General features: G+C 69.1%; 11 protein-coding genes. 7 read left to right on the top strand and 4 right to left on the bottom strand.

Features of this window, described 5'->3' with window-relative positions:
- The first annotated feature begins 74 nt into the window (after nt 1–74).
- From LI336_RS08840 to LI336_RS08810, 7 genes are all read left to right on the top strand, one after another.
- Nucleotides 75–2,402, top strand: a complete 2,328-nt coding sequence (locus tag LI336_RS08840; RefSeq protein ID WP_227132759.1) for a type B DNA-directed DNA polymerase — start codon at nt 75–77, stop codon at nt 2,400–2,402.
- Between the two features lie 88 nt (nt 2,403–2,490).
- Nucleotides 2,491–3,843: an outer membrane protein assembly factor BamB family protein gene (locus LI336_RS08835; protein WP_227132758.1), complete on the top strand. Its 1,353-nt coding sequence runs from the start codon at nt 2,491–2,493 to the stop codon at nt 3,841–3,843.
- A 50-nt stretch (nt 3,844–3,893) separates the two neighbouring features.
- Nucleotides 3,894–4,871 carry a hypothetical protein gene (locus LI336_RS08830; RefSeq protein ID WP_227132757.1) on the top strand — a complete coding sequence of 326 codons (978 nt, stop codon included), beginning with the start codon at nt 3,894–3,896 and terminating at the stop codon, nt 4,869–4,871.
- A 268-nt stretch (nt 4,872–5,139) separates the two neighbouring features.
- A complete protein-coding gene (locus LI336_RS08825) occupies nt 5,140–6,273 on the top strand; it encodes an ABC transporter substrate-binding protein (RefSeq protein ID WP_227132756.1) in 1,134 nt (377 codons plus the stop codon).
- 29 nt (nt 6,274–6,302) lie between these two features.
- A complete protein-coding gene (locus LI336_RS08820; RefSeq protein WP_227132755.1) occupies nt 6,303–7,394 on the top strand; it encodes an ABC transporter ATP-binding protein in 1,092 nt (363 codons plus the stop codon).
- The gene (locus tag LI336_RS08815) at nt 7,364–8,299 is read left to right on the top strand and encodes an ABC transporter permease (RefSeq protein WP_227132754.1); all 936 of its coding nucleotides are present in this window, start codon (nt 7,364–7,366) and stop codon (nt 8,297–8,299) included. Before LI336_RS08820 ends, LI336_RS08815 begins: the two co-directional genes overlap by 31 nt.
- A gap of 1 nt (nt 8,300) precedes the next feature.
- Nucleotides 8,301–9,164, top strand: coding sequence for an ABC transporter permease (locus LI336_RS08810; RefSeq protein ID WP_227132753.1), 864 nt, complete (start codon nt 8,301–8,303; stop codon nt 9,162–9,164).
- A gap of 57 nt (nt 9,165–9,221) precedes the next feature.
- On the opposite strand, the gene LI336_RS08805 is transcribed toward LI336_RS08810, so the two are convergent.
- The 4 genes from LI336_RS08805 to LI336_RS08790 form a co-directional block, all read right to left on the bottom strand.
- Nucleotides 9,222–9,833, bottom strand: coding sequence for a class I SAM-dependent methyltransferase (locus LI336_RS08805; protein ID WP_227132752.1), 612 nt, complete (start codon nt 9,831–9,833; stop codon nt 9,222–9,224).
- A 146-nt stretch (nt 9,834–9,979) separates the two neighbouring features.
- Entirely contained in the window at nt 9,980–11,191 is a 1,212-nt protein-coding gene (locus LI336_RS08800) for an NAD(P)/FAD-dependent oxidoreductase (RefSeq protein ID WP_227132751.1), read from the bottom strand.
- Entirely contained in the window at nt 11,191–12,291 is a 1,101-nt protein-coding gene (locus tag LI336_RS08795) for an alanine/ornithine racemase family PLP-dependent enzyme (protein WP_227132750.1), read from the bottom strand. The genes LI336_RS08800 and LI336_RS08795 overlap by 1 nt, the downstream gene beginning before the upstream one ends.
- Entirely contained in the window at nt 12,288–13,541 is a 1,254-nt protein-coding gene (locus LI336_RS08790) for a M20 family metallopeptidase (RefSeq protein ID WP_227132749.1), read from the bottom strand. Before LI336_RS08790 ends, LI336_RS08795 begins: the two co-directional genes overlap by 4 nt.
- Nucleotides 13,542–13,672 lie beyond the last annotated feature (131 nt).

The raw sequence follows: 13,672 nt of genomic DNA, 5'->3' as shown, positions 1-13,672 counted from the left end.
CCCGACGTCGACTGCTCGGGTGACGACGGCGAGATGCTGGACGGCGCGGACGACGGCGAGGGGGGTGCGTAGGCGTGGCGTTCGTCACGGACTTCCGGGACGACGGCCGCGTTCGCGCGTGGACGCTCGACCCCGACGGTGGTGCGTCCGCGGTGACGCGAGCGTACGCGCCGCGGTTCTACGTGGGCGTCCGCGGGCGTCGCGACGGCGACGGCCGGCTGCGCGACGGCGCGGCCGACCGCGGGCGGTTCGTGGACCTGCGCGCGCACTACGAGGCGCACCCGGACGTGCTCGGGACGTCGTTCGTCCACAAGCGCACGTACTTCGGGCGGCCGCCCGAGCGGCTGCTGGCGGTGGACGCGACGCACGTCGACCGCGTGCGGTCGCTCGCACGGCAGGCGCACGAGGTCGCGCCGACGGGGGACTTCGCGTGCTACGACGTCGACCTCTCCCCGGGATTCCGGTATCATCTGGACGCGCTCGGCGAGGGTGGCGGGCGGGTCGCGGGCGGCGCCGGCTCCAGTCGTCGCGTGCGGAACGACGACGGCGAGTTCGCGCCTACGCCCACGGACCCGACGCCGGCGCGCGACCCCACGACGTTCGGGGTCGAGGTCCCCGAGGGCGAGCGCGGGAGCGACGCGTACGAGGCGCTCGTCGTCAACGGCGACCGCGTCTCTGGCGACCCCGCGGCGGTCGCGGCCGCCGTCGAGTCCCGGATCGCGGCCGCGGACCCGGACGTGCTCGTGCTCGACACCGCGAAGCTCGTCCCGCGGCTCTTCGCGGCGGCAGAGCACGCTAGCGGGCCCGCGGCGGCGACCGACGACTCGGCGGACGAGTACGCGCTCGGCCGTCGCCCGGGGTACCGCGAGCTCGCGGGCGAGTCGACGTTCACGAGCTACGGCCAGGTCGGGCACTCGCCGGCGCGGTACGCCGTTCCGGGGCGTGCCATCGTCGACCTGTCGAACACGTTCTTCGTGAACGAGACGAGCGTCGACGGCGTCCTCGACCTCGTCGCGCGCTCGCACAAACCCCTCCAGGAGGCCGCGTGGGCGAGCATCGGGAACGTCCTCACCGCCATCCAGATACGCGAAGCTCGCGAGCGCGACGTCGTCGTCCCGTGGCACGCGTGGCGTCACGAGGAGTTCGCGTCGATGCGAACGCTGCACGACGCCGACCGCGGCGGCCTCACGCTCTCGCCCGCCGTCGGCCGCCACGAGGACGTCCACGAGCTCGACTTCTCGAGTCTCTACCCGAATATCATCTGCACGCGGAACGTCTCCCCGGACACCATCCGCTGTGCGTGCCACCGCCACCGCGAGGACGTCCCCGGCCTCGGGTACGCGGTCTGCGACCGCGACGGCTACCTTCCCGAGGTCCTCCAGCCCATCGTCGACGACCGCGACGAGTACAAGGCCCAGATTGCCGCCGAGCGCGCGAGCGACGACCCCGACCGCGACCGGATCGCGGCACTCGAAGGGCGGTCGTCGGCGCTGAAGTGGATCCTCGTCTCCTGTTTCGGCTACCAGGCGTTCTCGAACGCGAAGTTCGGCCGCATCGAGTGCCACGAGGCCATCAACGCGTACGCTCGCGAGATACTGCTCTCCGCGAAGGAACGACTCGAGGCGGGCGGGTGGCGCGTCCTCCACGGTATCGTCGACTCCATCTGGGTGACGCCTGCGCCCGACGTCGACGACGCCGACCGCGAACCGCTCTCCGCGCTCGCGAGCGAGATAACCGACGACGTCGGCATCTGCCTCGAACACGAGGCCCGCTACGACTGGGTGGCGTTCTGCCCGCTCGCGGACGAGGAGGGTGGGGCGCTCACGAAGTACGTCGCGAAGCGCGCGGACGCCCCCGACGCGGTCCCAGCGGGTGACGCGGACGCGTTCGGCGATGCGTTCAAGCTCCGCGGCGTCGCCGCGCGTCGCCGGAACACCCCCGAGTTCGTCGCCGACGTCCAGCGCGAGTGCCTGCGCGTGCTCGACGCGACCGACGACCCACAGGCGGTCGCCGAGCGAGCGCGCGAGGCCGTCGACCGCCTCCGCCGGGGCGGCGTCGACCCCGACCGTCTCGTCGCGCGCCGCCGCACCAGCAAACCCGCCGACGCCTACCAGCGGTACACGGACGCCACCGCCGCGCTCGACCGGGCCCGCGAACGGGGCGTCCCCGCCGGCCCCGGCCGCGACGTCGCGTACGTCGTCGTCGACGCCGACAAGACGACCAGAGAGCGCGTCCGCCTCGCCAGCGAGGACGTCGACCGGTACGACACCGACCACTACGCCACCCAGGTCGTGCGCGCCGTCGCCGACGTCGTCGGGCCGCTCGACTGGACCCGCGAGGACGTCCGCGACGCCGTCCACGGGCACGCCGACGCCAGCATCGGTAGCTACGGCGAGGACTGAGCGTCGACGGCTTCGAGAGCCTGCCCGCTCCCGGACGTCGAGCGGGTTGCCCAAAACTCCTATACCGCGTCCTTCGGTGGGCTTCTCCATGAAGCGACGGGCGATGTTGACGGCGACTGGGCTGGGGGTCGGCTTGACGGGGTGTCTGCGGTTGGACGACGGGGGGACCGACACTGCAGCGTCGACGGAGCGCGAGTCGGCGACCCGAGCGGCGACGGAGTCGGCGACGGCCACCGAGACCGAGGAGTCGACGGAGGCGTCCCGGGCGACGCTTGCGGACCTGGCGTGTCCGGCCGACCGGTCGCTCTCGGGAGCGGCCACGGACGACTGGGGCCGGCCACAGACCGACGCTGCCAGCACGGGGTACGTCCCCGAGGAATCGGTGGGGACGTCCGCTGCCTGCGTCGCGTGGCGACAGGAGGACGTGGCCCCGGTCTCGACGGCGGTCGTGCTCTCGGACTCGCACGTCTTCGCCGGTGGGGAGGGACGAGAGGGGCTTCGTGCGTTCGACCGCACGACCGGCGAGCAGGCGTGGACGACCGAGTCGTCGCTGTCGGACGTCATCAACGTCCGGAATCCCCTCGTCGTCGACGGGACGGTGTACTTCACCGCCGATATCGGCACGGAAGGCGGGCACGTCTTCGCGTTCGACGCGGAGACGGGGCGAGAACGGTGGCGCGTGAAACCCGCGGCGGGCGTGGGAAACATGGGTCCCGTTCGGCACGAGGACGGGACGCTCTACGGGACGTCGTGGCTCGGTGACACCGACGGTGAGAGCGTCGTCTGGGCTCTCGACACCGCTTCCCGGACGACGCGCTGGGAGACGAGACTCGACGAACGCGGCCTCGGGTCGTGCGCCGTGGGGAACGGCCGCGTCTACGTCGCCGGGGACGAGCGGGCTGCGGCGGGCGTCCAGGCACTCGACGCGAGCACTGGCGAGGTGCTGTGGCGCGCCATCGACGCGCAGGTCGCTGGGGCGCCCACCGTCACGGACAACGCGGTCTACGCGACGACGAACGACACCCGGGGCGCGCCGTCGCTGTTCGCGCTCGACCCCGAATCTGGGGGGACGCGATGGACGTACGAGACGCTGAACGGCACCGACTGTTCGGTGATCGCGGCGGACGACACGGTCACGTACAGGACGTCGGACGGCCTCTTCTGTCTCGGCACCGACGGCACCGGCCGCTGGCGATACACCGGGCGAGGCGCTCGGTCCCAGAGGGGGTCACCGGTTCGGGTCGGCGAGACGGTCGTCGTCGGTTCGACGGGGAACGACCCGGGTCTGGCGGCCGTCGATGCGAACACGGGCGACCCGCAGTGGTCGATTCCGACGCCAGAAGTTCCGATGACGCCCGCGGTCGTCGACGGCGACGTCTACGTGATGTACCGGACCAACGAGGACTGGAAGTACCACCTGATGGCGCTCCGGACGACGTAGCTCGTTCCGCGACGGCGAACGTTCATAAGGGTCGACTGGAAGGTGTCCGTATGAACCGCCGACATTTCGTTGCTGCACTCTCCGCGTCGACCGTCGCTGGCTGTCTCAGACTGGACAGCGGTGGGGAGACGACGCCGACTGGGACGGCGACTGGGACGACGACACGACGGACCGGGAGCGAACCGGACACCACGGCCACCAGCGAGGAGTCCGACGGCCTCTTTGCGACCGAGTCCGAGGCGCTCGAGTACGCTGGCGGATTCGCTGCGGATGAGGCCGTCGCCGTCGAGCAGACCGCCGATCGTACGCCGGAGTTACTCGAACACGGCGGCGGCTCCGGGAGCAGCTGGGGGCCAGCGGACGGCGGCGGCACCCACACCTCGCAGGACCTTCACTTCGCATCGATACCGGACGACGGCGTCGCGTTCGGCGGCGGCACGAATCGGTCGCTCCGCGTTCGGAACGTCACGCTCGACAAGGCAGCGACGTTCGAACTGGACGCCGACAGCGACCGGTTCAGCGTGTCGACCTGGAGCATCGACGCCGAAGCCGAGGGCGTACCGCCGTCGGCCATCGAACTGGGACCGGTCGGCCAACAGGACGACGTCATGCTGGCGGGTGCGTGGCGAGGCGACACCGACCTGTTCCGGACGCAAGCGTTCGGCGAGTACGTGATCGAACTGCTCGAGGACGGAACGCGCATCGGGACGACCGGCGGCTTCGTCTACGGCATCCGCTACCACTGGGGGGTCGAACAGACGCGGGAGACGCTGTACGTCACGCGGCAGCCGTCGACCAACGAGTCGTGGAACGTGGCGCTGTACGTGGGCGAGAGCTACTTCGACCCCGTCGCGACGCAGGAGGGGACGCAGTCGCCCGAAGACGACGTCTTCGAGGTCGACCTCACCGCCCTGGACCTGGAGTCCGGGCAGTACGCGTGGCGGCTGTTCGTCGGCGAGGGCCTCCAGGTGGAACGGAACCACTTCATCGTGCTCCAGCCATCGTCCGGTGGACTGCTGATCCCCTGATTCCGGGTCTCGGGGGTTCGAGCGGGACTGGCTTCTGATCGACGGGGGCATCCCATCGAGGAACTCGGGGAGCCGGCGGCCGCGTCTCCGGGCGTGCCGGTGGAGCGTCCGGCTCGCTGTGACAGGCTGCCGGTAGCGTCCGTCTGGTCGATGGTCTGTCCGGGCTCGGTGTTCCGTCCGGGCTGGTGGATTCGTGACGGGTCGCGGACGCGGTGGCCCTCTCATGAGAGGTCACATCGTTATACTCCGAAATTTGGATTGGTGTCACATGGCACGGGATGATTGCTCAAGCGGGACGTCCGGACGCACCAGACCGAGTCGGCGCCAGTTCCTCGGCGCTGCAGCGAGCGCGGGGCTCGCGTCGACGGCGGGCTGCATCAACATGTTCGGCGGCGGGAACGACCTCGCGGACCAGATCGTCCTCCAGATGGAGGGCGGGACGATGCTCGAAGCCCTGAAGTCGGAGGCCTTCGGGCCGTTCGAGGAGGAGTACGGCGCGAGCGTCGAGGTGAGCCTCCGGAGCAGTCAGCAGAGCGGGTACGCGAAACTCAAGGCGGGGCAGGCGGAGGTCGACCTCGCGAGCGTCCCGCCGTTCACGCTCTACAACGGCACGAAGGACGACGTCTGGGAGCCCATCGACCCCGAGGAGGTCCCGAACTTCGGGTCGAACGTCCTCGACCCACTGAAGAACCCGGTGTTCGACCCCGGCGAGAAGCTGCACGCCATCCCGCACGCGTACGGGACCGTCGGCATGGCGTACAACAAGGAGGAACTCGACAGCCCGAACTCGTGGAGCGTGATGTGGAACGACGAGTACGACGGGCACGTCGCGCCCGAGGGCTTCGGGTTCATCCGCGTGTTCACCACCGCACTCGAGATGGGGATGGACCCGAACGAAATCGGGAAGAACGGCTCGTACGAGGAGAACATCGAGAAGATCTGGGAGCGCGTCGCCGAACAGCAGGACCTCGTCGTGACGAACTGGACGAGCGGCGACGAGCAAGCGCGCCTGTTCGCGTCGAAGGACGCCTGGGTCGGCGAAGCCTGGGGGAACGTCATCTTCGGGTCCGTGAACGACGGGAACGACCACCTCGGGTACACCATCCCGAAGGAGGGCGCGTACGGGTACACGCAGAACCACGCGCTCGTGAAGGGAATCAGCGAGGAGCGCCGCGAGACGGCGCTGAAGTTCATCGACTTCCTGCTGCGCGACGAGATCCTCAAACCCGTCACGGAGAAACTCGGGCTGCCGCCGTCGACGTCCGTGACGTCGGAGAAGATCAAGAACCTCTACGACTACGACCCGAAGGGCGGGAAGGGCCTGAAGTTCCCGGACGTGGAGTACATCAACGAGCACAACGACGAGTGGTCCCAGCGCTGGGAGAAGGTCCGCGGGAACTGACGACCCCACCGTAGTCTCTGCACACAATCATGGCATTTCTCGAATTAGACGACGTCAGGAAGGAGTTCGGCGACCTCGTCGCGGTCGACGACGTGTCGCTATCCATCGAGGAGGGACAGTTCGTGACCATCGTCGGGCCGAGCGGATGCGGGAAGTCGACGATCCTCCGCTCGATCACGGGCCTGGAGACGCCGACGAGCGGCGAGATCCGACTGGAAGGCAACGACATCACGGACCTGCCGCCGTACCGACGGAACATCGGTCTCGTCTTCCAGGATTACGCGCTGTTCCCGCACAAGACGGTGTTCGAGAACGTCGCCTTCGGCCTGAAGATGCGGGGGGCGAGCGACGAGGAGCAACGCGAACGCGTCGAGGAGATGCTGCGGATGGTGAACCTCGAAGGGTACGAGGAGAAGTACCCGAAGGAGTGCAGTGGCGGCGAGCAACAGCGCATCGCGGTCGCGCGAGCGATCGCGTTCGACCCGGACCTCGTCCTGATGGACGAACCGCTGTCGAACCTCGACAAGAACCTGCGGACGAGCATCCGGAGCGAACTCCGACGCATCCAGGACGAGACGGGCGTGACGACGGTGTACGTCACGCACAACCAGAACGAGGCGCTGTCGCTCGGCGACAAGCTCGCCGTGATGAACGACGGCCGCCTCGAGCAGTACGAGGAACCGGAGACGGTGTACCGCGAGCCACAGACGCGGTTCGTCGCCGACTTCCTCGGGCGGTCCACGGAGCTCCCGGGGACGTTCCGTCGGCGGAACGGTGACGCCATCGCCGAACTCGACGGGGGCGTCGAGCTCGTCGTCGGGAACGACGAGTCGCTCGCGGAAGGCGACGACGTCGCGCTGTTCCTCCGCGACGAGAAGCTGAAGCTCGTCGACGGGACCGCGCCGACGGCGAACGTCATCGACGGCACCATCGAGTCCGTCGACTACCGCGGCCGGGACGTGAACTACTACATCCACGTGCCGGAGCTCGACCAGACGCTCCAGGTGAGTCACATCGCGGACAACAGCACGGAGACGTTCCACGAGCTCGGCGACCGCGTGTCGATGTACGTCGAGCCGGAGAACGTCACGTGCCTGCCGGCGTCGACGGGGCGGTCATGAGCACCGAGCGAGCGCGCCTTCCGGCGATGAAGGACCGCGTGATGGAGAACGACTGGGTGCAGTTCCTCATCTCGCCGGGGATCGGTATCGCGTGGGTGCTCGGACTCCTCTTCCTCCCGATGACGATCATCCTCGTCATCAGCTTCGCGATACCCGGGGACTTCGGGAACGTCATCTACGAGTTCACGACCGCGAACTACGAGCGGTTCGTGAACGCCGGCGTCTACCAGAGCATCATCCTCGAGTCGCTCATGTACGGCGTCGTCGTGACGCTCATCGCACTCCCCGCCGGGTACACGGTCGGGTACTTCCTCGGGCGGTCGAAGACCGACTGGAAGTGGGTGCTGCTCGGGCTCGTCGTCCTCCAGTACTGGGTGCCGTTCATCATCCGGACGTACGCGTGGATCATCGTCCTGTCGAACAACGGCGTCCTGAACACGCTCCTGATGGACGTCGGCGTCATCGCGCAACCGCTCGACGTCATGTACTCGAACGTCAGCATGATACTCGGCCTCACCGTGAGCCTGCTCCCGTTCATGATACTGCCCGTGTACGTGTCCGTGAGCACCATCGAGGAGGACCAGATTCACGCCGCGAAGACCCTCGGTGCGACGGACTTCCGGGCGTTCCGCGAGATAACGCTCCCGCAGTCGCTCCCGGGTATCGTCTCCGGCATCCTGTTCGTGTTCATCATCTCCGCGGGCGCGTTCCTCGCGCCGACGCTCCTCGGCGGCCCGACCACGCGGATGATCGCGCCCATCATCGAGGGCGTGTTCATCAACGACTTCAACTGGCCGTTCGCCGCGGCGCTCTCGATGATCTACTTCGCGATCATCGCGTTCCTGCTGTACCTGTTCACGCGCCGCGTCGACCTGGAGGAAGCGCTCGAGACGGGGGCGACCTGACATGGCGACGGAACAGGACCACGTGACGAAGGGCGAGACGGACGTCGACGCGGAACGCGGGTACTTCGGTATCACGTTCGCGTCGCGGACGAAGTGGAACCTCATCAGGCTCGTCACGGTCGTCGTCTACGTTCTGATGCTGCTGCCGCTCCTCGTCATCGTCGTCAACTCGTTCAACCCGTCGCGGCTCGGGAACTTCCCGCCGGAGTCGCTGAGCCTCCGGTGGTACACCGAGCTGTTCGCGGACGAACTGATGTTGCGCGCACTCTGGAACAGCCTCCAGGTCGGCGTCGCCGCCGCGTTCGGCGCCGGACTCATCGGGACGCTCACCGCGATGGGGTTCGTCCGGAAGAACTTCCGGATGCAGGACGCGCTCGTCATCGTCCTCCTGTCGCCGCTGCTCGTCCCACCGATCATCGTCGGGGTCGCCGCGACCATCTTCTTCAGTCAGATTGGTATCGGCCGGTCGCTCATGTGGCTCATCGTCATGCACACGCTCCTCGGGTTGCCGTACGCGTTCCTCATCATCAGGAGCCAGCTCTACCTGTTCGACGAGACCCTGGAGGAGGCGGCCCAGACCCTCGGCGCGGACCGCGTGACGACGTTCCGCGAGGTCACGCTCCCACTGATCTCGCCGTCGATCATCACCGCGATGGTCATCGTGTTCGTCATCTCGTTCGGCGAGTTCACGGCGACGCAGTTCTGGGTGAAGCGCACGACGACGACGGTCCCGGTCGTCATCTTCTCGATGCTCCGCACGAGCATCAGTCCGAAGATCGACGCGCTCGCGACCGTCATGCTCGTCGTCACCATCGCCATCCCGCTCGCCGTCCTCGGCATCCGGCGGTACGCGATGCCGAACTGACGGCGACGACGGGAACTCCCCTCTTTGGAGAACCGCGACGGACGGGCGGTCCGTCGGTCAGTCCGCGCGTCGTGCGACGACGGCGTAGAACGGGTCGGTCTCGGGTCGTTCGCGCACGACGTCCGTGACGGTGAGGCCCGCGGCGCGACAGTAGGATTCGACGAGGTCGACGCGCTCGTCCATGCTCGCCTGACGCCACGCGCGGACGGCTTTCGTCGGGAACATCCGGTTCGTGAAGCTGACGACGAGGACGCCGTCGGGCGCGAGGACGCGCGCGAACTCGCGGAAGACCGCACCGGGATACTGGAGGTACTGCACCGAGAGCGCACAGGTGACGAGGTCGAACGCGTCGTCGTCGAGCCCGAGCACCTGGTCGTCGTTGAGGTTCTGGACGAACCACTCGTCGAGCGCGTCGTTGGCCTCGAGCTCCGCGGCGTTGAGGCCGTGGCCGACGACGCGCTCGTAGTCGAACGCCGGCAGGTGGGACACCCAGCTGCTCATCGCGTCGAAGACGCGGTCGCCGTCCGTCGAAACGGTCCCGTACAGCTCGGTGAGCCGGTCGAGGAACCCGTCGTCGGCGTGCGTGACGAACCGCGGCTGGCCGTAGAACGCGTCGTCGTCGCCCGCGTCGACCTTCGCGCGGTCCAGGTCGGTGAGTACGTCTTCCACGAAGCCGGCTAGGCGCGGAATCCGCAAATGGGTTGCGCCGGGTCGGTCGTCGCCGAGCCGGGAGGACGGGCGTGCGCGAGCGCGCGGCTCACGTCGTCCCAGTCGACGTGCACGGCGAGGAGACCGCGTCTCGGACTGCCACGGGGTCACTGCCGTTCGAACTGGCTGTCTTCGAAGCGGTCGAACGCGACGCCTGCGTCGGGGAGCGAGGGTTCGCGACCGGTGATCTGGTCGGCGATGATGCGGCCGGCGGCCGGTGCGTACTGGATACCGTTCGCGTTGAAAGCGACGACCGAGAGGCCGTCGACGTCGGCCTCGTCGACGATCGGGTCGCCGTCGGGCGTCACCTGGCGGACGCCGACCCAGTCGTCGACGACCGCCGCGTCCCGCATCGCCGGACAGAGGTCCGCGACCGCGTCGAGGCACGAGGCTCGCCGCGAACTGCTCACGGTCGTGGGGACGTCGTCCGGGTCGAGGACGCTCGCCGCGTCGTACTGGCCGGGGAAGTGCCCGACGTAGCGCGTGCCGTCTCGGTTCTGTCTCGTGTAGACGCCGGACTCCTCGTGGAAGAGCGCCGGGAGGCCGTGGTGCTCGCCGTCGAGCGCGAGCATCGGGCCGCGCGTGTTCCGTACCGGGAGGGACACGCCCGCGGATTCGAGAAGCGGGCGATTCCAGGGGCCGGCGGCGGCCACGACCGCATCGGCTTGCTGGTCCACGGCGTCGCCCTCGACGTGGACGGTTGTCGCCTCGCCAGTCGGAGTCGAGAGTCCCGTCACGGTCGCGTTCGTTCGAACCGTCGCGCCGTTGCTCGTCGCTCGATCGAGGACGCCTCTCGAGAGCGAACCGGGGTCGTCGATGTGTCCAACGCCCGGACTGTAGAGCGCACCGGTTACCGCTCCTGTATCGAGCCCGGGAAGGACGAGCGTCTCGCCGAGTCGATCACCGGGGAGATACTGGACGGGCGCACCAAGGCACTCGGTCGTCGTCTCGCCGTCGGTCGACCGTCCGAACGCGTCCGCGAAGTCCGCTCGGACGTCGGCGTCGCCGGCGGCGGTCGTCGCGACTCTGAGACGTCCCCCGTGAACGAACCGTGCGGGCGGGTCGGTCCCCGAGAGCAGTCGCTGATAGTACCGCATCCCGTACCCGAGGAGGGGGACGCACGCGGGCGATTCGTGGCCCCAGAAGCCAACGAACCCGCCGGACTTCGCCGTCGTCTCCGTCCCCGAGTCGGCTGCTCGGTCGAGGACGACGACGTCGCACTCGGTCTCACGAGCGAGGTGGTCGGCGACGCACGCCCCGGCGATGCCAGCACCGACGACGACGACGCGCCTGCCGTCTCCGGAGGTGGTGTGCGTCATCACTCGACGACCTCGCGACCGACGTATTCGGAGGTGAACGACTGGAGGAGCGCCTGGTACCCCATCCTGAACTCGAGGACGTCGCCGACGCCGACCGGCGGGGTGGCGTCGGTGACGTCGCAGACGAGGTGGTCGCTGCTCGCCCCGAGGACCTCCACGCCGGGGTCGAGCGGGCGGAGTTCGTCCGGAACGGTGTCCTGCTTGCCGATGGAGACGATGGCGCGCTCCCGGAGGCCGCGGTCCTCGAACGTGGGCTGGGAGCCGTCGACGGCGTGCCCGGTCTCGCCGTCCGGCGTGGACGGTTTCCGCTTGCATTCGATGACCTCGGCGCGGAGCGTGAACGCGTCCTGGCGGAGGTAGGGGACGGTGCGGTCGCGGGAGACGTCGGTACCGAGGAGGATGCCTTCGCCGACGCGGAGTTCGTTCACGCGACCGGGGAGCGTTCCGGCCTCGACGAGCGGGAGCGTGACGGTGCTTCCGCCGGAGACTATCGGGAACTCCCGCCCGAGTTCGCGCTCGGCGGTCTCGACGACCGAGACGAACTCGCGCATCGACTCGCGCGTCGGGAGCACGCCCCCGAAGCAACCGGCGTTCGTGCCGACGCCGACCACGCGAACGCCGTCGAGCGCGATGGCGCGTTCGAGGAACGGGAGCGCGTCCGCGGGGAGGACGCCCTCGCGTCGGTCACCGGTGTCGACCATGACGACGACGTCGTGAACGAGCGCGTGGTCGCGGGCGACGGCCGCGAGCGCCTCCAGGACGGAGAACTCGGTGTGGAGCGATCGTTCTGCGTAGTGCACGACGCGGTCGAGGTCGCCGAGCGACGGCGAGACGAGCAGCGTCCGCTCGACGGCCTCGTGGTCCTTGCACGCGTCTTCGCCGACGCGAGCGAGGTTCAGGAGCCGAGAGTCGGCGATGCCGTCGACGCCAGCGTCCAGCATCGCCGCGGCGACCGCGGGGTCGCCGGAGACGGCCTTCGTGACGCCGAGGAGACGCCCGTCGAAGCGCTCGGCGATCGCGCGCACGTTCTCGCGGACCGCCCGGAGGTCGACGGTGACGGTCGGCACCGGGCCGTCCACGGCCAGCGAGTGCGAGGTCACTGCGCGAGGAGTTCGACGGCGCTCGCGACGAGGATGCGCGCGACGTCGACGGTCTCGTCGACGTCCACCCATTCGCCGGCGCCGTGGATGTTGTCGCCGTCCGGGCCGAGGATGACGGTCGGGACGGCGGCGCGATGCCCGATGTAGTTGAAGTCGCCGACGCTCCGACAGTACCCGATCGACGGTGATTCGCCGGTGACGACGCGCGTCCCCGTCGAGAGTCCCTCGACGAGCGGTTCGTCGTCCTCGAAGAGGTACGGGCCGTACCTGGCGTCGGGATGCGGGGTCTCGCGGAGGGAGACGTCGACGTCGGCGTCGAGGTCGAGGTCGTCGACGACCGCTTCGGCGTCGGCGAGCACGGACTCCGCGGTCTCTCCGGGAACGACGTGCCGGTCCACGAGCAACCGGCAGGACTCGGGCACGGAGAGCGTCTCGCCGCCGCCGTCGATGCAGAGCGGACAGACCGACCCCTCGCCGAGCACCGGGTGCGAGCCGACGGGCATGTCAGCGAGTGCGCTCGCGAGGTCGCCGGCGGCGACGACCGCGTTCCGCCCGCTCTCGGGGGCCGACGCGTGCGCTGCGGTGCCCGAGACCTCGATGTCGTAGAGGAACCGGCCGCGTGCGCCGACGTACAGCGCGGGGTTCGAGTGCCCGCCCGTGCCGAGGATCGGACCGGGTTCGGTGACGACCGCCATGTCGCAGTCGTCGAGGACGCCGTCGAGCACCAACTGGTCGGTGCCGAGCCCGTAGGGGCCTTCCTCGTCGACGACCGCGGCGAGCACGAGGTCGCCCGCGAGGGCCACGTCCGCGTTCGCTATCGTCGCGAACGCGACCATCGCCGCGGCGACACCGGCCTTCATGTCCGCCGCGCCCTGCCCGTAGAGGCGACCGTCCTCGATGCGCCCCGAGAGCGGGTCCTCGGTCCACTCGTCGACGAGCTCGACCGTGTCGACGTGCCCGTTCAGCATGAGCGTCGGCGCGTCCGGGTCCTCGCCCTCGACCCGCGCCAGCACGTTCCGACCCTCGTAGCCCGTGACGTCGGGTTCGCTGACCTGATGGTATTCGGGGTCGCACGCGCGGTCGTCGAGCCACTCGTGGACGAACCGCGTGACGTCGTCCTCGTGGAAGTACGGGCTCTCGATGCGGACGAGGGACTGGAGGAGTGCGACCGTCTCCTCGCGGTCGACGTCGTCCACGAGTCGCGTCGCAGTGCGTGAAGCGTCGTGCGTCGAGGGGGATTCGTCGTTCATGCGAATTCTCGGTTCGCGACACGCCCGGGGCGGCGTCCAGCGTCGCCGCGGTCACACGGACGTGGCGTCGACGCGGCCAACGGACGTGACGCGAGGTATGGATGATGGTCCGCTGGTGCATCCCTAATCCC

This window comes from Halorubellus salinus (assembly GCF_020567525.1).
Classification (GTDB): Archaea; Halobacteriota; Halobacteria; order Halobacteriales; family Natrialbaceae; genus Halorubellus; species Halorubellus salinus.
The sequence above is the reverse complement of the archived record's forward strand: the minus strand, read 5'-3'. Positions and strand labels throughout refer to the sequence as shown.

Excerpts from the sequence above, each read along its gene's own strand:
- LI336_RS08835 (WP_227132758.1), top strand. The coding sequence starts at position 2,491 with ATGAAGCGACGGGCGATGTTGACGGCGACTGGGCTGGGGGTCGGCTTG.
- LI336_RS08830 (WP_227132757.1), top strand. The coding sequence starts at position 3,894 with ATGAACCGCCGACATTTCGTTGCTGCACTCTCCGCGTCGACCGTCGCT.
- LI336_RS08825 (WP_227132756.1), top strand. The coding sequence starts at position 5,140 with ATGGCACGGGATGATTGCTCAAGCGGGACGTCCGGACGCACCAGACCG.
- LI336_RS08820 (WP_227132755.1), top strand. The coding sequence starts at position 6,303 with ATGGCATTTCTCGAATTAGACGACGTCAGGAAGGAGTTCGGCGACCTC.
- LI336_RS08810 (WP_227132753.1), top strand. The coding sequence starts at position 8,301 with ATGGCGACGGAACAGGACCACGTGACGAAGGGCGAGACGGACGTCGAC.
- LI336_RS08800 (WP_227132751.1), bottom strand. The coding sequence starts at position 11,191 with ATGACGCACACCACCTCCGGAGACGGCAGGCGCGTCGTCGTCGTCGGT.
- LI336_RS08790 (WP_227132749.1), bottom strand. The coding sequence starts at position 13,541 with ATGAACGACGAATCCCCCTCGACGCACGACGCTTCACGCACTGCGACG.